The organism is Hungatella sp. SB206 (genome assembly GCF_051132295.1).
In the GTDB taxonomy this organism is placed as follows: Bacteria; Bacillota; Clostridia; order Lachnospirales; family Lachnospiraceae; genus Hungatella; species Hungatella effluvii.
The window spans coordinates 4,851,309-4,873,566 of sequence record NZ_CP096603.1 but is presented as its reverse complement, the minus strand read 5'-3'; the positions used below and the strand labels follow the sequence as shown (position 1 = coordinate 4,873,566).

Sequence of the window (22,258 nt, the reverse complement as noted above, 5' to 3'; positions counted from 1 at the left end):
TTTTCTCAACCGCCCTGTATGACAACGTGTTTCAATGCATGGCGTTCCATGGCCCGGCCGGCGGCCAGCATCACAAGCAGCCAGAAGACCTGCAGAGAAAGGCTTAAGTATATCTCACGGCCGCTCAAATCACCGCCGAAGATGCGGAACGGCACATTCTGTATGGAGGCAAAGGGCAGAAGGCTGACGACAGCTCCTATATTTCCCGGCAAAAAGGGCAGTGGGATGACGGCGCCGCTGAAAAAATCGAAGAGCGACGAGACGATCAGCCGGATTCCCTGAGAGGAGATAGTATAAAAAACAGACATATAGACCACCATGTTAAGCGCAGTGACGATGAACAGCGCCAGAACCATGGAAAGTACGGTAAAAAACCAGGTTCCCGCATGGGAGGGAAGTGTGAGGCCGTAGGGCTTCGGAAGGAGAAGGGCTGCGATGAGAATCGGCATACAGCGCAGCACCGCCTTTGACAGACGGACGGCGAGACTCCGGACATACCACATATTATAGAGGCGCACGGGACGGCAGAGCTCGTAGGCTACATTGCCCGTGGTGATGGAATCAAACAGCTCCATCTCCCAGAACCAGGCCATGTAGAGGGCCAGAAATGCCTGCTGAAGCCAGACGTAGGTCGACAGCGCCTGAAAGGTCATGGGAAATGACGAGGAATCCGCCTGGTAGAAGGCCCGGAACAGTAAAATCTCCATGGCGCCCCAGACAAACTGGGTGACCATGCCTGACACCGCGGCAGTCCGGTACTGCAGCCCGTGTAGGAAGCGAATCCGGAAAAATGAGAGGTATTTTTTCATAAGCGGCCTCCTAAATCCGATAATCGCGGTACAGATCCGCGACCATCTCATCCAAAGTTTCCCCTTCTTCCCGGCAGTGATTTTTCAGTGACCCGAAGGTGCCGTCTAAAAGCAGACGGCCTCTTCCGATCAGCATGACCCGGTCTGCCATGGCTTCTATGTCCTGCATGTCATGGGTGGTCAGGAGGACCGTGGTGCCGTGAATTCTGTTCTGTCTGCGGATAAAGTCACGGACTGCCAGCTTGGAGACGGCATCCAGGCCGATGGTCGGCTCATCCAAAAATAAGATTTTCGGCCGGTGCAGCAGGGAGGCGGCGATTTCACAGCGCATCCGCTGGCCGAGGGACAGCTGTCTGGCAGGCGTCCGCATGATTTCACTCAAGGACAGTAAATCTACAAGCTCGTCGAGTGCGTCTTCGTAATGTGTCTGGGGAATTTCATAGATGTCGCGGAGAAGCTCGAAGGAATCAATGACGGGCACGTCCCACCAGAGCTGTGAGCGCTGGCCGAATACGACGCCGATCTCTTTTACGTGTTCCCTCCGTTCCTTCCAGGGTATCCGGCCGTCAATGAGGCAGGTTCCGCTGTCGGGAGTCAGAATTCCGCTTAAGATTTTGATGGTGGAGCTTTTTCCTGCGCCGTTGGGGCCTATGTAGCCAACCATCTCACCGTCTCCGATGGTGAAGGTGATGTCGTTCAGCGCATGGACATAGTCCACTTCTCTGTGAAAAAGCGCCCTGACCGCTTCAGAAAAGCCGGCGCTCCTTCTTGCGACTTTAAAAGTCTTGTTCACATGTTCCACTTGAATCATAATGGTTCCTCCTGGTAGTAATATTATGGAACGTGGACTTTCTGACAGAGGACAGCCGGTTGCAGATCTGTCGTAACAGTGAGTGCGTTCTAATATCTTGCCAAGCGGTGGAATGCCTCAAAAACCGCATTCCTCTCCGGGAGGTGACTGTGCAGCAGGAAATGACGCCTGCTTTCCGGGGACTCTACCGTGGTATCAATATTCTCTTTTCCCGATTCCCGGAATGGGATGAAGGCGGGAGAAAGGAACTTCATTTTAGCACCGGAGAGGGCAAAAGTCAACGGAAAAAGGGTATTGACTTATTCATAAAATGTGATAATATAAACATATGAACAGTTATTCATATGATGGAATAAAATAAGAACAAGAAGGAGGTAAATCATGGAGGATGGAAACAGAATGGATCTGCAGGACAGCGAGGCACCTCACTGTGATTTTATATCGGTCCACGAGGACATTGTAAACCGTGTCATGCAGGTGATGCCGGCTGACCAGCAGCTTCTGGATCTGGCCGAATTCTTCCGGGTATTCGGAGATTCCACCAGAATCAGGATCCTGTATGTACTCAGCCAGTCAGAGATGTGCGTTTGTGATATTGCAGGCCTTTTGAAGATGGGGCAGTCAGCGATATCCCATCAGCTGCGCGTCCTAAAGCAGATGCGTCTGGTAAAGTTCAGGCGGGACGGAAAAACCGTATTTTATTCCCTCGCAGACGGCCATATCGAGACGATTCTGGCCCAGGGCATGGAACATATCTGCGAATAAGAGAAAAGAAAAAGGAGAGAGTAAGGTATGAGAAAGATTATTAAATTAGAAGGTTTATGCTGTGCAAACTGTGCTTCAAAGATCGAGACTGAGGTTTCGAAGCTGGCAGGCGTGAAGTCTGCGGCACTCAGCTTTATGACGCAGAGACTGACCATGGAGGTCGAGGACGACCGTGCAGACGCGATTGTGGAAGAAAGCAGAAAAATTGCATATAAGATAGAACCGGAAGCAGAATTTAAGGTACTCCGGTAAACGTTAAGGAGCAGCGATGACGAAAAAACAGAAAACGATGGTAGTAAGGCTGGCGGTCAGCGCGGTATTTCTGATCGCAGGAGCCCTGATGGAAGGGAAGACGGCTTATGCCTGGATTCCGTTTGTAATTTCCTATCTGTCTGCCGGATATGACATTCCGCTCAAGGCGGTGCGCAACATTTCCCATGGCCAGGTATTTGATGAGAATTTCCTGATGACAGTGGCAACCTTCGGAGCGATTGGGTGTGGAGCCCTGGAAGAAGCGGTTGCGGTCATGCTGTTTTATCAGGTAGGAGAGTTATTCAGCGATTATGCTGTCAACAAGTCGAGAAAGTCCATCACCGAGCTGATGGATATCAACCCGGAGTATGCCAACCTGGTCCGGGATGGAAAAGAAGAGAAGGTCGATCCGTATGAAGTCGAAATCGGAGATACGATCGTCGTTAAGCCAGGGGAAAAGGTGCCGCTCGACGGCGTGATTATAAAAGGAAACTCCAGCCTCGATACGAAGGCGCTGACCGGAGAGTCCATGCCGGTGGAGGTAAAGGATCATGATCCGATCATCAGCGGCTCTATCAATCTAAACGGAGTTCTGGAGGTCCGGGTGACGAAGCTGTTCGATGACTCCACCGTGGCAAAGATCCTGGAACTGGTGGAAAATGCCAGCTCCAGAAAGGCAAAGGCCGAGAACTTCATCACCAAATTTGCCAGAGTGTATACCCCAGTGGTCGTCTGTCTGGCGCTGGCTCTGGCTATTATTCCGCCTTTGCTCTTGGCCGGAAACTGGGGAATCTGGATTTACCGCGCGTGCAGTTTCCTGGTAGTGTCCTGCCCATGCGCACTGGTTATCTCCGTCCCGCTCAGCTTCTTCGGAGGCCTGGGAGCGGCTTCGAAGCAGGGGATCCTGATGAAGGGAAGCAACTATCTGGAAGCGGTGGCGTCACTCGATACGGTGGTATTTGATAAGACAGGAACACTGACCACTGGAAAGTTCCAGGTGACACGGGTAAAACCGGTGGAGGGAACGAAGGACGAACTGCTTGAACTGGCGGCCTACGGAGAGTTTCATTCCAACCATCCGATTGCCCTGTCGGTGAAGGACGCATATGGAAAGAGCGTGGAGGAATCCAGGATTATCACGGCGGAAGAGATTGCCGGACACGGAATCCACGCGGTACTGGATCTGGAGAACGGCAGAAAAGACTTATTTATCGGTAACGAAAGGCTGATGAAGGCACAGGGAATCACCATTACCGATGTGCCGGAGATTATGGGAACATCCCTTTACATCGCAGAAGGCGGCGTGTTCCTCGGTTCCATCATCATTTCCGATACGGTGCGCGAGGATGTGCCGGAAGCGCTGCACGGACTGAGAAGAGCCGGCGTCAGACGCCTCATAATGCTGACCGGAGACAAACCGGAAGTGGGCAGGGCGGTTGCAGATAAGCTGAGCCTCGATGAAGCGTACGGCGGCCTCCTGCCGGGGGATAAAGTGGGGAAGGTAGAAGAACTCCTCACTACGAAGCCGGAAGGCAGCACACTGGGATTCGTGGGCGACGGCATCAATGACGCCCCTGTTCTTGCCAGAGCGGATATCGGTATCGCCATGGGCGGAATCGGTTCCGACGCGGCAGTGGAAGCCGCGGATGTGGTGATTATGACAGACGAACCTTCCAAACTCGTGGATGCCATCGTTATCGCCAGAAAAACCATGCGGATTGTAAAACAGAATATTATATTTGCAATCGGTGTCAAGGTACTGGTTTTGATTCTGACGGCACTCGGATTTGCAACCATGTGGGCGGCGGTATTCGCCGATGTGGGTGTTTCGGTACTGGCGATTTTAAATGCCATCAGGGCGCTGAATTATAAGAAGGCGCGGGAGAAGGCGTTTGAGGGCAGCGCAGGTACGGAAGTTTAAGGGAAATGGCCCCATACCTTTGCGGGAAAACCGGATGACTGGATTGTTTTCCAAATATGAATAAAATGCTTCCAGAATAAGAATAAAAATACATTGACAAACTTTTTTCAAGCTGTTATATTTTATGCATATAACGGGGGTGATGTAAGAGAATTTCATCGGGGCGGAAGCTCCGGTCAGGGGTTCTGGCACATCACGCCCCTTTTTGTGTCATAGGGAAGGGAGAAGCTATTATGAGCAAATACAGTAAGGAAGATATCTTCCGAATCGTGGAAGAGGAAGATGTGGAGTTTATCCGACTTCAATTCACTGACATTTTTGGCATGTTGAAAAATGTTGCCATCACATCGAGCCAGCTGAAGAAGGCGCTCGATAACCGCTGTATGTTTGACGGGTCCTCGATCGAGGGCTTTGTGCGGATCGAGGAATCCGATATGTATTTATATCCGGATCTGGATACCTTTGAGATTTTTCCGTGGCGCCCGCAGCAGGGAAAGGTGGCGCGGCTGATGTGTGACGTCTACCGTCCCAATAAGACTCCGTTTGAGGGGGATCCGCGGTATGTGCTGAGAAGCGTGCTAAAGGAAGCGGCCGATATGGGTTTTGTCTTTAACGCCGGACCGGAATGCGAATTTTTTATTTTTCAGACAGACGAGGAGGGACGACCGACGACGGAGACCCACGAAATGGCCGGGTACTTCGACGTGGCTCCTATTGATCAGGGAGAGAATGTCCGCCGGGATATCGTGCTCAATCTGGAGGATATGGGATTTATGATAGAGGCATCTCACCATGAGATGGCGCCGGGACAGCATGAAATCGACTTTGAATACGCGGAAGGGCTGGTGACGGCTGACAATGTCATGACGTTTAAGATGGCAGTAAAAGCGATTGCGAAACGCCACGGCCTTCATGCCACGTTTATGCCGAAGCCGAAGGCGGGAGTCAATGGATCGGGTATGCACTTAAATATGTCCCTGTCTGATTTAAATGGAAAGAACTTATTTGAGGATGAGGCGGATCCATTGGGGCTCAGCCAGCTCGCCTACCAGTTTATGGCCGGCATCCTCTGCCATATGAAGGAGATGACCATTTTAACGAATCCGCTGGTGAATTCCTACAAGCGGCTCGTACCCGGGTACGACGCGCCCATCTATATCGCGTGGTCCGCAAAGGCAAACCGCAGTCCGCTGATTCGGATTCCGTCGTCGAGAGGAGAGAGCACCCGGATCGAGCTGCGCTGCCCGGACCCTTCCGTCAATCCATATCTGGCGCTGGCGGCCTGCCTGGCGGCTGGCCTGGACGGAATTAAAAAAGGTATGGTTCCGCCCGACAGTGTGGATACTAATATTTATACCATGGCGCCGGAGGAGGTTCTTGCGCGCGGTATTTCCAGGCTTCCTGAGACGCTCGGAGAGGCCATCGAGGAATTTAAGAGCAGCGAATTTATGAAAGAGGTTCTGGGAGAGCATATTTATACCAAGTATCTGGAGGCCAAGGAAGCCGAATGGAGGATGTTTCGGGCGTACGTAACGGATTGGGAGACAAAGGAGTACTTGTATAAGTATTAATTTTTTTGTTTCTCAGCTGATTCGATACCCTGGAGGTGAGTGCGCTTGGCCAATGTGATTGTGGCGTTCTCCAAACCGGAGGACGCGAAAAATATTAGGAATATCCTTGCAAAAAATGGCTTTTCGGTCGCGGCGGTCTGTACTTCCGGCGCACAGGCCATTAACAGCGCCGATGAACTGGGAAGTGGGATTGTGGTATGCGGGGCCAGATTTGCAGACATGGTGTACGACGAACTCTACGACTGTCTGCCTCCGGGAGTCCGGATGCTTTTGGTGGCATCGCCGGGACACTGGAACGGAAGAGCGCCGGAGGATGTAGTCTGTCTCGGGCTGCCCCTGAAGGTTCACGATCTGATCAGCACTCTGGAGATGATGATGGAATCGCTGGTCAGGAGAAGGAGAAAACAGAGACTGAAGCCCCTGGAACGGAGCAGGGAAGAACAGGAATTAATCAAACAGGCGAAGGAACTTCTGATGGACAGAAACCATATGACCGAGGCGGATGCCCACCGCTATCTGCAGAAATGCAGCATGGACAGCGGCACCAACATGGTGGAAACCGCGCAGATGATCATGAGCCTGATTAACAGATAAGGGGGATACCATGAAGTTTACAAAGATGCAGGGAACGGGGAACGACTACGTGTATATCAACTGTTTTGAGGAGACGGTGGAGAGACCGGAGGAGCTGGCGGTAAAGGTCAGTGACCGCCATTTTGGAATCGGTTCGGATGGCCTGATTCTGATCTGTCCTTCCGGGCAGGCGGACTGCCGCATGAAGATGTTTAATGCCGACGGCTCCGAGAGCGAGATGTGCGGAAACGGAATCCGGTGTGTGGGGAAATACGTGTACGACCACCATATCGTGGAAAAGGATGAATTCGATGTGGAGACGAAGGCGGGAATCAAGCATTTAAAGGTCACTGACGAGGGCGGTAAGGCCTCACTAATCACCGTGGATATGGGGATTCCGGAGGTGACGGGAGAGGTGCCGGAGCCGATCATGATCGACGGCCGGTCCTATGAGTTCATTGGAATCTCCATGGGAAATCCTCACGCCATCTATTATATGGATGAGATTGACGGATTGGATTTAGAGGCCATGGGACCGGCGTTTGAGACACATAAACGTTTTCCGGAACGGACCAACTCAGAGTTTATCCAGGTGATCGACAGAAGCCATCTACGCATGCGTGTGTGGGAGCGCGGAAGCGGAGAGACGTGGGCCTGCGGCACAGGAGCGACGGCGAGCGCTGTAGCCTCCATCTTAAGCGGCAGGACGGAGAATACCGTGGAGGTGGAACTGAAGGGGGGAACATTAAGCATAACCTGGGACCGGGAGAGCGGCCATGTGTATATGACCGGACCGGCTGTGGAAGTATTTCAGGGGGGATTTGATCCAGAAAATTTATAATTTGCTCACAGGAGGACATCGATGGTAAAAGTAAATGACAACTATCTGAAACTGCCGGGAAGCTACCTGTTTTCCGCTATTGCGAAAAAGGTGAATGCCTATACCGCTGCAAATCCGGATAAGAAGATTATCCGTTTGGGAATCGGCGACGTCACGCAGCCCATTGCGCCGGCTCTCATAAAGGCGCTTCACGATGCCGTGGAGGAGATGGGCAGTGTAGAGACATTTCATGGTTACGCGCCGGATCTTGGCTATGGCTTTTTGCGGGAGGCCATCGCGGCTGGCGATTACGCCGCCCGTGGATGTAAGATCGAGGCGGATGAAATCTTCATCTCCGACGGTGCGAAATGCGACTGCGGCAATATCCAGGAGATTTTCAGCGAGGACGCGGTAATTGCAGTCTGCGATCCGGTCTATCCGGTTTACGTGGATTCCAACGTCATGGCCGGCAGAACCGGAGAGTATGATGAGAAGACGGGAAAATGGAGCAGAGTCATTTACATGCCGTGCACGGCGGAAAACCAGTTTGTCCCGGAACTCCCGGAGGAGACTCCCGATCTGATCTATCTGTGCGTTCCAAACAATCCGACCGGAACGACGCTTACGAGAGACCAGCTTAAGGTGTGGGTCGACTATGCCAACAGAACGGGAGCCGTGATCCTTTACGATGCGGCTTATGAGGCGTATATCGCAGAGCCGTCGGTTCCGCACTCCATCTTCGAGATCGAAGGGGCCAGAACATGTGCCATAGAGTTCCGTTCCTTCTCGAAAAACGCCGGCTTTACCGGCGTGCGTCTGGGATTTACCGTGATTCCGAAGGAGTTGGTCCGTGGAGGTGTCATGCTCCATTCCCTGTGGGCGAGGCGCCACGGAACGAAGTTCAACGGCGCCCCCTATATCGTTCAGAAGGCCGGTGAGGCGGTATACTCTCCGGAAGGCAGAGAGCAGCTAAAGGAACAGGTAGCCTATTATATGAGAAATGCGAAGGTGATCTATGAGGGGCTGAAGGAAATCGGATGCGAGGTGTACGGCGGTGTCAACGCCCCCTATATCTGGCTTTTAGTCCCTGGCGGAATGACCTCCTGGGAGTTCTTCGACTGCCTCTTAAATGAGGCCGGCGTGGTGGGAACTCCTGGAAGCGGATTCGGGCCCAGCGGCGAGGGATATTTTCGTTTAACGGCATTTGGCACGTATGAGAATACGGTGGAGGCCGTGGAACGCATGAAAAATATGGTTTCCCTAAGAAAATAACGTTGACAACCGCCCTTTCTGTGGTTATGCTAGATGAGAAATAAGAAAATAAAGATAATGGTTGTGAATAAAAAGGACAAAAGCGTTCGTACCCTGGTGGTACTGACGCTTTTTTTGTTTCACAGGGGACTCCGCTTGCCGGAATTTTTATTCTATAAAAGGAGAGAAAAATCAGATGGATGAGATCGATAAGAAAATATTGCAGATGCTGCAGGAAAATGCAAGGTATTCCCTCAAGAAGATTGCTGAGAGTACCTTTCTGTCTTCGCCGGCGGTTTCCTCCAGGATTGGAAAACTGGAACGGGAGGACATCATCACCGGGTACCACGCGGCGGTGGATCCGGTTAAGCTGGGATATCACATCACGGCATATGTAAATCTGGATGTTGTGCCTGGAGAGAAGCTGGGATTTTACGAACGGATGGCGGAGATTCCCAATGTGCTGGAGTGCAGCTGCGTGACGGGAGATTACTCCATGCTGTTGAAGGTGACCTTCCGGAGCACCATGGAGCTGGACGCTTTTATCGGTGAAGTGCAGAAATACGGGAAGACGAACACACAGATCGTACTGTCAACTCCGGTCGGTCCCAGGGGGGCGGATGTCATGGAGGCTGGTAGCTTTCACGATTAATATCTTCGATCGATTAACTAATTATTAATTATAGTGCAATTTTATAAATAGTATTGTGCATTTTCTGAAATTTTTGTATAATATATCTAAAGTGTATCAGACTGACAAGTGCATTTTCAGCAGGGAGGAGCAGAATGAAAAGATACAATATTAATTCTGACTGGAAATTCAGAAAAGGCGATGGAAGCCCTGCCTCCGTGGTTACGCTGCCTCACATCTGGGATATCAGGGGAGGTCAGAATGGAAACGGCGGTTATGTGGGAGCGTGCGTCTATGAAAAGCAGATTGTGATGTCGGATGACTGGAAAGGCAGGGATATCTATCTGGAGATAGGCGCTGCGGGCAGTGTCGCCGAGGTTGTGATCAATGGTCAGCCAGTGGGGACGCATAAAGGCGGCTACTCCTTATTCCGGTTTAACATTACGGAATGGATGAGACCGGGGCATTACAACCGGATTGAAGTGCGGGTGGACAATTCCGTGCGCGACGATGTGTATCCGATCGCGGCGGATTACACGTTTTTCGGCGGTATTTACCGGGATGTCAATCTTGTGGTGGCGGATTCGTCGAGATTCAGCCTGGATGACGACGGCTCTGAGGGTGTTTATATCATTCCGGAGATTACGGGCGGCGGAAGAGGACGGGTCCGCGTGTACAGTGTGGTGGACGAGCCGGAAGGGTGCGAGGTCTGCTGCCAGGTGCTGGATCAGGACGGGGAGCTGTGTACGAAAGCGACGGTCAAGGCAGGAAAGGAGCCGGCAGAGCTTTTTATCGAGCAGCCTGTTTTGTGGAATGGACGTAGTGGTGCTTATCAGTACACGCTGTCCGCAGATTTGCTGAAAAACGGAAAGTGGATGGAGAAGCGGATTATCCGATTCGGCTTTCGAAGTATCAGCCTTTCCGCAGAAAGCGGTTTTCAGCTGAACGGAGAGAGGCTGTTTCTCCACGGCGTAGGGCGTCATCAGGACAGAGAGGACTGCGGATGGGCCATTTCCCGGGAGGACATGGAGGAGGACATGGCCCTCTTAAAGGAAATCGGCGCCAATACCGTAAGGCTGGCCCACTATCAGCATGCTCCTTATTTTTATGAGCTGTGCGACCGGGAGGGGCTGGCAGTATGGGCGGAGATTCCGTTTATTTCCAGGCTTTCAGACAGTGCGGCGGCCAGAGACAACGCTCTTTTGCAGCTGACGGAGCTGATAAAACAGAACTACAACCATCCGTCCATCTGCTTCTGGGGAATCGGCAACGATGTGACCATGTTCGGCGCAGAGGACTGGGTGGAGGAGGCGCTTCGGGAGATGAATGCATTGGCGAAACGCCTTGATCCCGGACGAATCACGGTCTGCTCCCACATGATGACGCTTGCGGAGGACAGCCCTTTGAGCGTTATTACTGACGGAATCGGCTATAACGTCTATTACGGATGGTATGTGGGCGAATGCAGTGACATGGGAGTCTGGCTGGATGAACTGCAGCAGAAGCAGGTGCCCGTTCCGATCGCCATATCGGAATACGGCGCGGATGGAATTCTGACTTACCAGACCGGTTCGCCGACGAAAGGCGATTACTCCGAAAGCTACCAGTCTCTGTACCACGAAGAGATGCTGGCAATCATAAGGGAGCATCCGCTGGTGTGGGCGTCCTATGTGTGGAATCTGTGTGATTTCGCCTCCGTCAACCGAAAGGAAGGCGGTGTGAGCGGGAGAAATAACAAGGGACTGGTCACGTATGACCGAAAGACGAGAAAGGACGCATTTTACCTGTATAAGGCGGAGTGGTCCGGGGAGCCGGTGGTTCATATTACCGGAAAGCGTTATAAGAGGCGGGCGGAAAGCAGTAATACTATCCGTGTTTATTCTAACGCGGAGGACGTGGAACTGTTTGTGAACAGCAAATCCATGGGAGCCATGTGCAAGGACTGCCATATCTTCTGGCTGGACGGAGTGGTGCTGCTTCCGGGGAAGAATGATATTTTGGTGAAGACGGAGCGCGGAGATTACGATGATGTGATCCTGTATGGAGAACAGGCGGATGAACCTTCCTATTTATTCAGACAGGACAGGAATGCGGAGATGCGGGAGGTGGCGACCGAATACCGTGTGAGGAACGGGTATCATTCCGTATACGATACACTGGATGAGATTTTGGACAATCCGGAGGCGAAAAAGGTTTTGGAGGAGGAGGCGGGAGCCGATGTGTTGAGCCAGCCCCTGCTGCATACGCTGGGAGAACTTCCGTTAGAAAGCATTGCAAGGAAATCGGGAGGACTCATACGCAGGGAATGGGTCGTCCGGCTGAACGAACGCCTTACAAAAGTGAAGAAACTGCAGGAATAGATCAAAAATGGTACATTCAGGGCTCTTTTCACATACTTTACATCATAGAGGTATGTGAAAGGAGTTTTTCTTTTGGCTGAAAGAAAGATAGTAGTGATAGATGCCGGTCACGGCGGCGCTGATCCGGGCGCAAAATTTGAAGGAAGACAGGAAAAGGACGATGCATTGAGGCTTGCCCTGGCGGTAGGAAAAATTCTGTCGGAGAATGGAGTAGACGTCAGATATACAAGAACAGATGATACGTATAATACGCCTCTGGAAAAGGCCACGATGGCGAATGAGGCGGGAGCGGACTATTTCGTATCGATTCACCGGAATGCCATGCCAATACCGGGCAGCGCCTCCGGAGTTATGAGTCTCGTATTTGAGAATAAGGGAGTTCCGGCACAGCTTGCGAACAATATCAACGAAGAACTGGCCAATACGGGGTTTGCCAACCTGGGTATCATCGAGAGGCCGGGGCTGGTCGTGCTTCGCAGAACCGAGATGCCGGCCGTCCTGGTGGAGGTGGGATTCATCGACAATGAGGCCGACAACCAGCTCTTTGATGATAATATTGATGCCATCGCAAGAGCGATTGCCGACGGAATTCTGACAACGATCCGGGAAGGGGAAGCGGCGCAGCCGGAGTACTACCAGATTCAGACGGGAGCTTACCGCATCCGCTCTCTGGCAGAACAGCAGATGAATACGCTGCGGTCCCAGGGATTCCCGGCGTTTATCGTCAATGAGGATGGTTTATTCAAGGTACGTGCCGGCGCTTTCCGTGAGCTGGATAACGCCGTGCGCATGGAGCAGGAGCTGAGACGGTATGGATACAATACATTTCTTGTCAGAAGACCGGCCGTTTCTTAAGAGACCGGACCGGGACCATTTTCCAACGGTGAAAATGGTCCCGCCGGGGAACTCCATATTCCGGAAAAATAGTGTCCGCAACAGAAAATGTGTGTTATAATAGAGACAGAAAAACAACAAAACAACAAAACAACAAAACAACAAATCAACGGTCACGCATGCACAGGAGGGATTCACATGGGAGATAAGAAACTTGTTATTACCATTGGCCGTCAGTATGGCAGCGGCGGCAATGAAATCGGTCGGAAGTTGGCGGGAGAACTGGGAATTGATTTTTACGACAAGAATATCCTGCGTATGAATTCCGACGAGAGCGGCATCAAGGAGAGTTACTTTCATCTGGCGGATGAGAAAGCGGGGAACCGGCTTCTGTACCGGATTATCAGCAGTATGACACCGGAGATGAGAGGCCCAAGCTTCGGTTCGGACTTAATCTCGGCGGACAACTTATTCCGTTTTCAGTCTGAGGTGATCCGGAAGCTGGCAGAGGAGCAGTCCTGCGTCATTGTGGGCCGTTGCGCGGATTACGTGCTGGAGGACGCGGACAACATCGAACTGGTACGGATATTCATTTATTCGGATATGGACGCGAGAATCCGCAGGATTAAGGAGAAAGAACTCTATGCGCCGGAGGACATTAAGAAGAATGTAAAGCGGATAGACAAGGAACGACGGAATTACTACCGTTATTATACCGGGAGAGGATGGGCGGACCCGGAGAACTACGATCTTCTGATCAATACATCAACGGCCGGGATCAAGGGGAGTGTCAGAATGATCGAGGAGTACATAAAGATCAGAGGCTATAAAATATGAGTTTGGGCGGCACAGTCAGGTTTGGCTGTGCCGTTTTTTTTGGGGCGGCTGAACAGGATAAAAATGATATATTGTGAAAACCGGCAGTAGTGTGATATGATAGAGCCATCCGGGCAGGCCGGACTTGTGAAAAGGCGCCTGGGAATGGTAAACGGAAATACTGGTAACGCAGGATAAGGGACAGGAGAGAGGAAACACATGGTTAAGGCAGTGATTTTTGACATGGATGGCGTGATCATCGACAGCGAGGGAACGTATTTGGAATTTCAGTTGGAATTTGCCAGGAAGAAGAACCCGAACGTGCGCATTGAACAACTTTATCCGATGGTTGGCGCGACAAAAAAAGAGGCGTGGGAGGTACTGGAGCGTGCGGTCGATAACGGACAGCCGTGGGAGGAATTGAGAGATGAGTGCCGCCAGCGTGATATTTACAGTGAGGTGGACTATAGAGAGATTTACCGCCCGGAAGTTACAGAGGTCTTAAGAACTTTGAAGGAAAAGGGATACCGGCTCGCACTGGCTTCTTCCACTCAGATGGATTTGGTGGAACGGGTTCTTCGTGAAAATGAGATAAGGGAATATTTTGAAGTGGTGGTCAGCGGCAGCCAGTTTAAACGGAGCAAACCGGACCCTGAAATCTATCAGTATACAGCGTCTCAGCTGGGCGTAAGGACGGAAGAGTGTCTGGCGGTGGAGGATTCCACCATCGGGATTACAGCGGCCAGCAGAGCCGGGATGAAGATCGCGGCGGTGATCGATAACCGCTACAATTTCGACCAGAGTCTGGCGGATTATCACATTGCCAGGGTGAAAGAGGTATTAGAAGTGGTGGCTGAAGCATAAAATACGATATACAACCTTGAAGGAGGAATGATTTGGAGTATATCGGTGAATTGCTGAAAGGCGTGGTCATAGGAATTGCCAATATCCTTCCCGGCATCAGCGGCGGGATGCTGGCCATATCCATGGGCGTGTACGACACGATCATCCATGCGGTGAACCGGCTCTTTAAGGAACCGGTGGAAAGCATAAAAACGCTGTTTCCCTACGGTCTGGGGGCGGTGGCTGGGATCATCAGCCTGTCTCTGGTGTTCGAATACTTATTTGGGACGTTTCCTTTACAGACGAAGCTGGCGTTTATCGGGCTGATCGGCGGCGGCCTTCCTGCTCTGTTTGAGAAGACAAAGGCGAAGGCGGAGCCTGGGGAGAAGAGACTGGGGGCTGTTACGATCTGCATCACAGCCGCCGTGGTGATCTTTATCACCGTAGCGGGCGGAATGTCTCTCGCCTCCGGTTCCCAGGCTGGAGGCGAGTCAGTGAAGACCGGAGCGGCCTATCTCTCTTCCGGCCGGTTCTGGATTATCTCCATGTTCTTCGTGGGCATACTGGCTGCGGGAACCATGGTGGTTCCGGGCGTGAGCGGCTCCATGATCATGATGATGATCGGTGTGTACGAGCCGCTGCTGCAGACGACAAACGGCTGTATCAGGGCGGCGGCCGCGTTTGATTTTCCAGCGCTTCTGTCAGATGGACTGGTCCTGCTTCCGTATTTTACAGGGCTGGGACTCGGAATTTTTCTGTTTGCCAAAATTGTGGAACATCTTCTGGTCAATCATGAGCGCCAGATGTACCGCGTGATCATCGGCCTGGTATTTTCTTCGCCGGTGGTGATCCTGTGGGATGTGGCCTGGAAACAGATCGAACTTTACCAGCTGCTTGGCGGGATTTCCCTGTGTCTGCTGGGATACGCAGCAGCGGTTCGGTGCGGCGGAGAAGGATGAGCCGGCGGTTGAGAAACGGGAATACAAAAAACAGAAATACAAAAAGCCAGATGCATCGTCTGATCAGCAGAAACGATGCATCTGGCTTTTTTCTTCTTAATTAATTATATGAATTAATTTAACTCGGCAATTCTTGTGACTCCCACATAAATATGGGATATTTTATACCAGGTGCGGAAATCGATAACTCCCGTCACAGGGAGGCCGAATATGGACTGGAATTCCCGTACAGCGGCTGCGGTTGCCGGTCCGAAGATCCCATCCGGCGTAATGTGCGGGATGGCGCTGTAAACGGTGGCGATGGCGTCCAGCTGTTCCTGCACCTGCTGTACCTTCTGGCCGCTGGAGCCGATGGTTAAATCGTAGCCGGGCCAGGAAGCGGGGATGCCGGAAATCTGCTCGGCGGTATTGATGTACATGTCATCACCGTAGAAATAGCGCAGAATTTCAATGGGGCTGTATCCGCGTTCGCCTAAGTCGGCGGAGCCCCACTGCGTCATCCAGCCTTTGTGCTGGCAGGACACCCGGTTGCCGTCACAGTACTGGGTTAAGATCGGCTGTTTGACCTCAGGACGCGATAAGTAGTTGTCGAAGATCTCATCCACAACCTCGGAGATGGACTGGAAGATATTTCTGCCGTAGATCCATTTATGGTCAAAAGCGGTGGAAGAGGTAATGGTGAAATCATAGCCCTGGTTGCGGTACCACTCCGTGTAGACACGGTTCAGTGTGAAGCTCATGATGGCCAGAACGTTTGCCGTGATGGAGGAACGGGGCCAGGTTGCGTAAATTTCACTGGAGGCTACATTCTTGATATAGTCCCGGTATGGAACGTAGTAATTGGGGGCGGTTGAGTCGGTAGGAACTCCGTCATGAACCACGACGGTCTGAGGAACTACCACGCGGCTTAAGACGATCTCACCGGTTTCAGCCACCGGCTTTACTTCAGCTTCAGCAATTTTTGGTGGATAGTAACCATAGAGCGTGTGATCCGGAATGACGATGGGAGTGTCCGGTGATACCTCGTCGGCCAGCGGCGTCATACGGACCGGCTGGATTGCAAGAGAGTCCGGAAGGATTTCCGTTCCGGAGATGGCGACTTCCGCAAAGCCCCGCGCCCGGATGGTGATGGTATATTCGGAATAGGGCTGGGTTAAGCCGGGCGACAGGCTGTATTCCAGCGGAGGAGCGGCTAAGCGGATCTCCCCGGTCTGGCCGGAAGAATTGGTGTTCGTCGATTCTACAGTGCTTTCAGGATCTCCTTTGTAAGCGATGGAAACTTCGGCATCGCGGATAGGAAAATTGTTTTCGGCAGAAACTACATTTACCTGGAGTGAGCCGGTATCAGTAGGTTCCAGTGCGGCAGCGGTCATATATTTTCTCATAGATTGCCCCTTTATTGGATGATTACTGACAGTATATGACGGCTGTTTCGCAAATGTTCCGGTTTTTCCGGAAAACGGGCTGCGGCGGAGAATGTTTCTGCCGGGAGGGGGCAGGCGCCGCAGTCCGGGAATCCTGGCTGACTGAAGGGATTCCGAATTTCCGGACGTTTTACCGGAACATGGACTCTACGTAGTTACGCATTTCATTCCGGCTCTCAACGTTTCTGGCTCCGTCTACGATTTCGTTCCGTCTGGATTCCGGAAGTTCCGCAAAACGGGTCAGAATGTCGGAATGCTGTGCCAGCTCCATGGTAAAACCGATGGGCATTTCACTGTTATCTATCATAAACATCACCTCGGAGATAGTCTCTGCAGTTTTGAACCCGGCTATTCGCGGATACGGTTTTTTCACCAGGATGTGAAAGCCAAGGCCGGAAGATCTATCCATCTCAAACGGAAGATCCATCCAACGTAATATGAAAAAAAGGAAATTGTATATTATGTTTAAAATAGTCTATAAAAAATACAAAAAGATAGTCAGGCAATCGTGCAGAAAACAGTTGAAAAATGTCGTGAAATCATGTATAATCTATTCAATTTGGGCTGATTTTCAGAGCGCTCAAACAACGCATAGCATTAAGAAAGGATTGGGACTTTACGTATGAAAGCTTTTTTAATACTGGAAGACGGAACCGTATTCACAGGAACCAGCATTGGTTCGAAAAGGGAAGTAATCAGCGAAATCGTATTTAATACTTCCATGACCGGTTATTTAGAAGTCCTCACCGACCCCTCGTACGCGGGGCAGGCCGTGGTGATGACGTATCCGCTGATTGGTAATTACGGAATTTGTCGTGAAGATATGGAATCGTATAAAGCATGGCCGGACGGCTACATTGTCAGAGAATTATCTAGAATCCCCAGCAACTTCAGAAGCGGGGATACCATTCAGCATTTCTTAGAGGAACAAGATATTCCAGGTATCAGTGGTATCGATACGAGAGCCCTAACAAAAATCTTAAGAGAAAAAGGTACGATGAACGGCATGATTACAACCAATGAAAATTTTGATTGTGATGAGGCTGTTGCCCGTATGAAAAATTATTCGGTTACCGGTGTGGTGAAGAAAACCACCTGCGCCGAAAAATACATGCTTCCGGGAGACGGAAAGAAGGTGGCGCTTCTCGATTTAGGCGCAAAGATGAACATTGCCCGTTCTTTGAATGAGAGAGGCTGCCAGGTTACCGTATATCCGGCGACGACGGCAGCGGAAGAGATTCTGGCGGAAAATCCTGACGGAATCATGCTTTCCAACGGCCCTGGAGATCCAAAGGAGTGTACGGATATTATCACCGAGATCCGCAAATTATATGAATCAGAGGTACCGATCTTTGCCATCTGCCTCGGCCATCAGCTGATGGCGCTGGCCACAGGCGCGGATACCCACAAGTTAAAATACGGTCACCGCGGCGGAAACCATCCGGTAAAGGACTTAGAGACAGGACGCGTCTACATCTCGTCACAGAACCACGGCTATGTGGTGGACATGGATACAATTAAATCTGAGACGGCCGTTCCGGCATTTGTCAATGTCAACGATGGCACTAACGAGGGATTAAAATACGTAAATAAGAACATTTTCACGGTTCAGTACCATCCGGAGGCATGTCCGGGACCGCTGGACTCCGGCTACTTATTTGACAGATTTTTGAAAATGATGGAGGAGGGAAAGTAATGCCGAAGAATCCTGATATTAAAAAAGTACTTGTTCTCGGCTCCGGCCCGATCATCATCGGCCAGGCGGCGGAATTCGACTATGCGGGAACCCAGGCATGCCGTTCTTTAAAAGAGGAAGGCATCGAGGTGGTTCTCTTAAACTCCAATCCGGCCACCATCATGACGGATAAGGATATTGCGGACAGGGTTTATATCGAACCTCTGACGGTAGAAGTGGTGGAACAGCTGATCCTGAAGGAGAAACCGGACAGCGTACTCCCGACTCTGGGCGGCCAGGCGGGACTGAATCTTGCCATGGAATTAGAGGACGCCGGATTTTTTAAGGATCACAATGTGCGTCTGATCGGAACCACAGCTCTTACCATTAAGAAGGCGGAAGACCGCGAGATGTTCAAGGAGACTATGGAGAAGATCGGCGAGCCGGTAGCTCCCTCCGATATCGTGGAGGATGTCAAACACGGTCTGGAAATCGCGGAAAAGATCGGTTATCCCGTAGTCCTTCGTCCGGCTTACACACTGGGCGGTTCCGGCGGCGGTATCGCTGAGAACCCGGAGAAATGTGCGGAGATTCTGGAAAACGGCCTTCGTCTGTCCCGTGTGGGACAGGTTTTGGTGGAGCGGTGCATCGCAGGATGGAAGGAAGTCGAATACGAAGTGATGCGCGACGGTGCGGGCAATGTGATCACCGTTTGTAATATGGAAAATATCGATCCGGTCGGCGTTCACACCGGCGACAGCATCGTTGTGGCTCCCTCCCAGACTCTGGGTGATAAGGAGTACCAGATGCTTCGTACATCAGCACTTAAAATTATCAGCGAACTGGGAATCACCGGCGGCTGTAACGTACAGTACGCCTTAAACCCGGACAGCTTTGAATACTGTGTCATCGAGGTAAACCCGCGCGTGAGCCGTTCCTCCGCGCTGGCTTCCAAGGCCACCGGATATCCCATTGCCAAGGTTGCGGCCAAAATCGCACTTGGTTATACCCTGGACGAGATTAAGAACGCGGTTACGAAGAAGACGTACGCCAGCTTCGAGCCGATGCTGGATTACTGCGTGGTCAAGATGCCGCGTCTCCCGTTTGACAAGTTCATCAGCGCCAAGAGAACGCTGGGAACCCAGATGAAGGCGACCGGAGAGGTCATGAGTATCTGTACGAACTTTGAAGGCGGCTTAATGAAGGCGATCCGTTCCTTAGAGCAGCATGTGGACAGCCTGATGTCCTATGATTTTACAGAGCTTTCCGACGAGGAATTAAAGGACACGCTGGCCCTCGTGGACGACAGGAGAATCTGGGTGATCGCGGAGGCGTTAAGACGCGGCTTCACCTATGAGACGATCCATGCGATCACGAAGATCGACGTCTGGTTTATCGATAAGCTGGCGATCATCGTGGAGATGGAAGAGGCGCTTAAGAAGGGACCGCTGACGGTGGATCTGCTGAGAGAAGCCAAGAGAATCGAGTTCCCGGACAACGTCATCGCCAGACTGACAGGAAGCTCCGAACAGGAGATTCATCAGATGCGTAAGGACAACAACATTGTGGCCGCGTTTAAGATGGTGGATACGTGCGCGGCTGAATTTGCGGCGGAGACGCCTTACTACTATTCCTGCTTTGGCAGCGAGAATGAAGCCGCATATACCAGCGGGCGGAAGAAAGTGCTTGTCCTCGGTTCCGGTCCGATCCGTATCGGCCAGGGGATCGAGTTTGACTTCTGTTCGGTTCACAGCACCTGGGCGTTCAGCAAAGAGGGCTATGAGACGATTATTGTAAATAATAACCCGGAGACGGTAAGTACCGACTTCGATATTGCGGATAAGCTGTATTTCGAGCCGTTGACACCGGAGGATGTGGAGAGCATTGTGGACATCGAAAAGCCGGATGGGGCAGTGGTTCAGTTCGGCGGCCAGACGGCCATCAAGCTGACGGAAAGTCTGATGAAGATGGGGGTGACCATTCTCGGTACGGCCGCGGAAGATGTGGATGCGGCGGAGGACCGGGAGCTGTTCGATAAGATTCTGGAGGAATGCAGTATTCCGAGACCTGCGGGCCATACGGTTTACACTGCCGAAGAGGCTAAAGAAGCGGCCCATAAGCTGGGATATCCGGTGCTGGTCCGTCCATCCTATGTTTTAGGCGGCCAGGGCATGCAGATCGCCATCAGCGACCAGGATGTGGACGAATTTATCGGAATCATCAACCAGATTGCCCAGGAGCATCCGATACTCGTAGATAAGTATATCATGGGAAAAGAGATCGAGGTTGATGCCATCTGTGACGGCACCGACATTCTGATTCCGGGAATCATGCAGCATATCGAGAGGACCGGTATTCATTCCGGCGACAGTATTTCCGTCTATCCGGCTCAGGATCTGACAGAGAAGAATATCGAGACTTTAGTAGAGTATACGGAGAAGCTGGCGAGAGCCCTTCACGTGAAAGGCATGATCAACATTCAGTTTATTGTAGACGGAGATGACGTGTACATCATCGAGGTGAATCCGCGTTCTTCCCGTACCGTGCCGTATATCAGCAAAGTTACCGGAATCCCTATCGTGCCGCTGGCGACGCAGATCATCTGCGGCCGGACAATCCGGGAGCTGGGCTATACGCCGGGACTTCAGCCTTCCGCGGACTATATTGCCATCAAGATGCCGGTATTCTCCTTTGAAAAAATCCGCGGCGCCGATATCAGCCTCGGGCCGGAGATGAAGTCTACCGGAGAGTGTCTGGGAATTGCGAAGACCTTCAATGAGGCGCTTTATAAGGCATTTGAGGGAGCAGGCGTGCGCCTTCCAAAGTATAAAAATATGATTATCACGGTCCGCGATTCCGAGAAGGAAGAGGCCGTGGACATAGCAAGAAGATTCCAGGCACAGGGATACCGGATTTTCTCCACCGCGGGAACTGCGAAGTTTTTAAACAGCCATGGAGTAAAGGCGCTGGCAGTAAGAAAGCTGGAACAGGAGTCCCCGAACCTGCTGGATCTGATTCTGGGACACGAGATCGATCTGGTTATCGATATCCCGCCGCAGGGGGCGGATAAGAGCCGTGACGGTTTCATAATCAGAAGAAATGCCATCGAGACAGGCGTAAACGTGCTGACCTCACTCGATACGGCGGCGGCTCTTGTGACCAGTATGGAAAACAGGGCGAATGAATTGACGTTGATTGATATTGCAACGGTTTAAAGGGCAGACGGGCGGCAGTTACAGGTTTAAATATCTGTGACTGCCGCCTGTTTATATTGTTAGAAGAAAACACTGTTTTACTATAATAATCGAAATAACTGGCTGTTGACAGCTTGAAAAATACGTGGTATATTTATAACATAAAGTTATAAATATACCACGTAGAAAGGGGGAAGAATATGAAATATGGCTATGGTTGTCTGGGATTTCTATCGCTGCTGGGTATCCTGGGAATTGTCACGGAGGAGCGTACCTTCCTCGCATTTTTTGGATTTGCGGTGGATTTTCAGTACTTTTTCAGAAAGACAGATGAGATGATGATCGAGTATATGAATAAGTCCGCTGCCAGGGCATTTATGTGCGGCATGGTTTTAACTGCCGTAGTGACGCTGATTTACGCGGCGCTTTATGGGATCAGCAAGGCGCTTGTCATCGGGATCGCCTGGGGGTGGAGCGCATCGGTGCTGGTCTATGCGTTATCAACTGCCTATTATGGAATAAAAGAAAGCTGGTGGTCGGGAGATGATTAAAAACCGGATCAAAGAATACCGGGCCAGGTATGATATGAAGCAGGAAGAACTGGCGGCCAGGGTGGGAGTCCGCCGTGAGACGATCGGTAACCTGGAAAAGGGGAAGTACAATCCTTCCCTTGTTCTGGCCTGGAATATCGCAAAGGTCTTCGGCGTCACGATTGAGGAACTGTTTACCATGGATGAATCGTGACGCCG

21 protein-coding genes are annotated in these 22,258 nt (G+C 51.5%); 17 read left to right on the top strand and 4 right to left on the bottom strand.

Annotated elements, in window-relative coordinates; genetic code table 11:
- Window positions 1-5: 5 nt before the first annotated feature.
- Entirely contained in the window at window positions 6-809 is an 804-nt protein-coding gene (locus tag M1L66_RS21680) for an ABC transporter permease (protein ID WP_187018838.1), read from the bottom strand.
- A 10-nt stretch (window positions 810-819) separates the two neighbouring features.
- Complete coding sequence (locus tag M1L66_RS21675) at window positions 820-1,620, bottom strand: ABC transporter ATP-binding protein (protein WP_434688149.1); 801 nt, start codon at window positions 1,618-1,620, stop codon at window positions 820-822.
- 399 nt (window positions 1,621-2,019) lie between these two features.
- Between M1L66_RS21675 and M1L66_RS21670 the strand changes: the two genes are divergently transcribed.
- The 13 genes from M1L66_RS21670 (at window position 2,020) to M1L66_RS21610 (ending at window position 15,216) form a co-directional block, all read left to right on the top strand.
- Complete coding sequence (locus M1L66_RS21670; protein ID WP_025531196.1) at window positions 2,020-2,385, top strand: ArsR/SmtB family transcription factor; 366 nt, start codon at window positions 2,020-2,022, stop codon at window positions 2,383-2,385.
- Between the two features lie 27 nt (window positions 2,386-2,412).
- The gene (locus M1L66_RS21665; protein ID WP_002603175.1) at window positions 2,413-2,637 is read left to right on the top strand and encodes a cation transporter; all 225 of its coding nucleotides are present in this window, start codon (window positions 2,413-2,415) and stop codon (window positions 2,635-2,637) included.
- 16 nt (window positions 2,638-2,653) lie between these two features.
- Complete coding sequence (locus M1L66_RS21660) at window positions 2,654-4,558, top strand: heavy metal translocating P-type ATPase (protein WP_434688145.1); 1,905 nt, start codon at window positions 2,654-2,656, stop codon at window positions 4,556-4,558.
- 233 nt (window positions 4,559-4,791) lie between these two features.
- Entirely contained in the window at window positions 4,792-6,129 is a 1,338-nt protein-coding gene (gene glnA / locus M1L66_RS21655; protein WP_187018845.1) for a type I glutamate--ammonia ligase, read from the top strand.
- 45 nt (window positions 6,130-6,174) lie between these two features.
- Window positions 6,175-6,723 carry an ANTAR domain-containing response regulator gene (locus M1L66_RS21650; RefSeq protein ID WP_187018847.1) on the top strand — a complete coding sequence of 183 codons (549 nt, stop codon included), beginning with the start codon at window positions 6,175-6,177 and terminating at the stop codon, window positions 6,721-6,723.
- 10 nt (window positions 6,724-6,733) lie between these two features.
- Window positions 6,734-7,543: a diaminopimelate epimerase gene (gene dapF / locus M1L66_RS21645; RefSeq protein ID WP_434688141.1), complete on the top strand. Its 810-nt coding sequence runs from the start codon at window positions 6,734-6,736 to the stop codon at window positions 7,541-7,543.
- Window positions 7,544-7,564: 21 nt separating this feature from the next.
- Window positions 7,565-8,794: an LL-diaminopimelate aminotransferase gene (locus tag M1L66_RS21640; RefSeq protein ID WP_187018852.1), complete on the top strand. Its 1,230-nt coding sequence runs from the start codon at window positions 7,565-7,567 to the stop codon at window positions 8,792-8,794.
- Between the two features lie 175 nt (window positions 8,795-8,969).
- Window positions 8,970-9,425 carry an Lrp/AsnC family transcriptional regulator gene (locus M1L66_RS21635; RefSeq protein WP_434688137.1) on the top strand — a complete coding sequence of 152 codons (456 nt, stop codon included), beginning with the start codon at window positions 8,970-8,972 and terminating at the stop codon, window positions 9,423-9,425.
- A gap of 134 nt (window positions 9,426-9,559) precedes the next feature.
- On the top strand, window positions 9,560-11,764 hold the full coding sequence (locus M1L66_RS21630) for a glycoside hydrolase family 2 TIM barrel-domain containing protein (RefSeq protein WP_434688134.1): 2,205 nt from the start codon (window positions 9,560-9,562) through the stop codon (window positions 11,762-11,764).
- Window positions 11,765-11,836: 72 nt separating this feature from the next.
- On the top strand, window positions 11,837-12,619 hold the full coding sequence (locus M1L66_RS21625) for an N-acetylmuramoyl-L-alanine amidase (RefSeq protein WP_187018859.1): 783 nt from the start codon (window positions 11,837-11,839) through the stop codon (window positions 12,617-12,619).
- A 177-nt stretch (window positions 12,620-12,796) separates the two neighbouring features.
- The gene (locus tag M1L66_RS21620; protein WP_117623608.1) at window positions 12,797-13,435 is read left to right on the top strand and encodes an AAA family ATPase; all 639 of its coding nucleotides are present in this window, start codon (window positions 12,797-12,799) and stop codon (window positions 13,433-13,435) included.
- 198 nt (window positions 13,436-13,633) lie between these two features.
- The gene (locus M1L66_RS21615) at window positions 13,634-14,278 is read left to right on the top strand and encodes an HAD family hydrolase (protein WP_187018862.1); all 645 of its coding nucleotides are present in this window, start codon (window positions 13,634-13,636) and stop codon (window positions 14,276-14,278) included.
- Window positions 14,279-14,310: 32 nt separating this feature from the next.
- Window positions 14,311-15,216, top strand: a complete 906-nt coding sequence (locus M1L66_RS21610; protein WP_434688129.1) for a DUF368 domain-containing protein — start codon at window positions 14,311-14,313, stop codon at window positions 15,214-15,216.
- A gap of 113 nt (window positions 15,217-15,329) precedes the next feature.
- Here the strand turns inward: M1L66_RS21610 and M1L66_RS21605 are convergent, their stop codons facing one another.
- Together M1L66_RS21605 and M1L66_RS21600 are read right to left on the bottom strand one after the other, a co-directional pair.
- Window positions 15,330-16,601 (bottom strand): peptidoglycan-binding protein, encoded by a 1,272-nt coding sequence (locus M1L66_RS21605; RefSeq protein ID WP_187018866.1) that lies wholly within the window; start codon window positions 16,599-16,601, stop codon window positions 15,330-15,332.
- A 169-nt stretch (window positions 16,602-16,770) separates the two neighbouring features.
- A complete protein-coding gene (locus tag M1L66_RS21600) occupies window positions 16,771-16,947 on the bottom strand; it encodes a hypothetical protein (protein ID WP_434688126.1) in 177 nt (58 codons plus the stop codon).
- A gap of 315 nt (window positions 16,948-17,262) precedes the next feature.
- Here M1L66_RS21600 and M1L66_RS21595 point away from each other — a divergent pair, with 315 nt between their 5' ends.
- The 4 genes from M1L66_RS21595 to M1L66_RS21580 all read left to right on the top strand — a co-directional run bounded on the left by M1L66_RS21595 (window position 17,263) and on the right by M1L66_RS21580 (window position 22,253).
- Window positions 17,263-18,336: a carbamoyl phosphate synthase small subunit gene (locus M1L66_RS21595; protein ID WP_187018870.1), complete on the top strand. Its 1,074-nt coding sequence runs from the start codon at window positions 17,263-17,265 to the stop codon at window positions 18,334-18,336.
- Window positions 18,336-21,530, top strand: a complete 3,195-nt coding sequence (gene carB / locus M1L66_RS21590) for a carbamoyl-phosphate synthase large subunit (protein ID WP_187018872.1) — start codon at window positions 18,336-18,338, stop codon at window positions 21,528-21,530. The genes M1L66_RS21595 and carB overlap by 1 nt, the downstream gene beginning before the upstream one ends.
- Window positions 21,531-21,709: 179 nt before the next feature.
- Window positions 21,710-22,060, top strand: a complete 351-nt coding sequence (locus M1L66_RS21585) for a DUF3796 domain-containing protein (protein ID WP_055658726.1) — start codon at window positions 21,710-21,712, stop codon at window positions 22,058-22,060.
- Window positions 22,053-22,253, top strand: coding sequence for a helix-turn-helix transcriptional regulator (locus tag M1L66_RS21580; RefSeq protein WP_434688122.1), 201 nt, complete (start codon window positions 22,053-22,055; stop codon window positions 22,251-22,253). Before M1L66_RS21585 ends, M1L66_RS21580 begins: the two co-directional genes overlap by 8 nt.
- The last annotated feature ends 5 nt before the right edge of the window (window positions 22,254-22,258 follow it).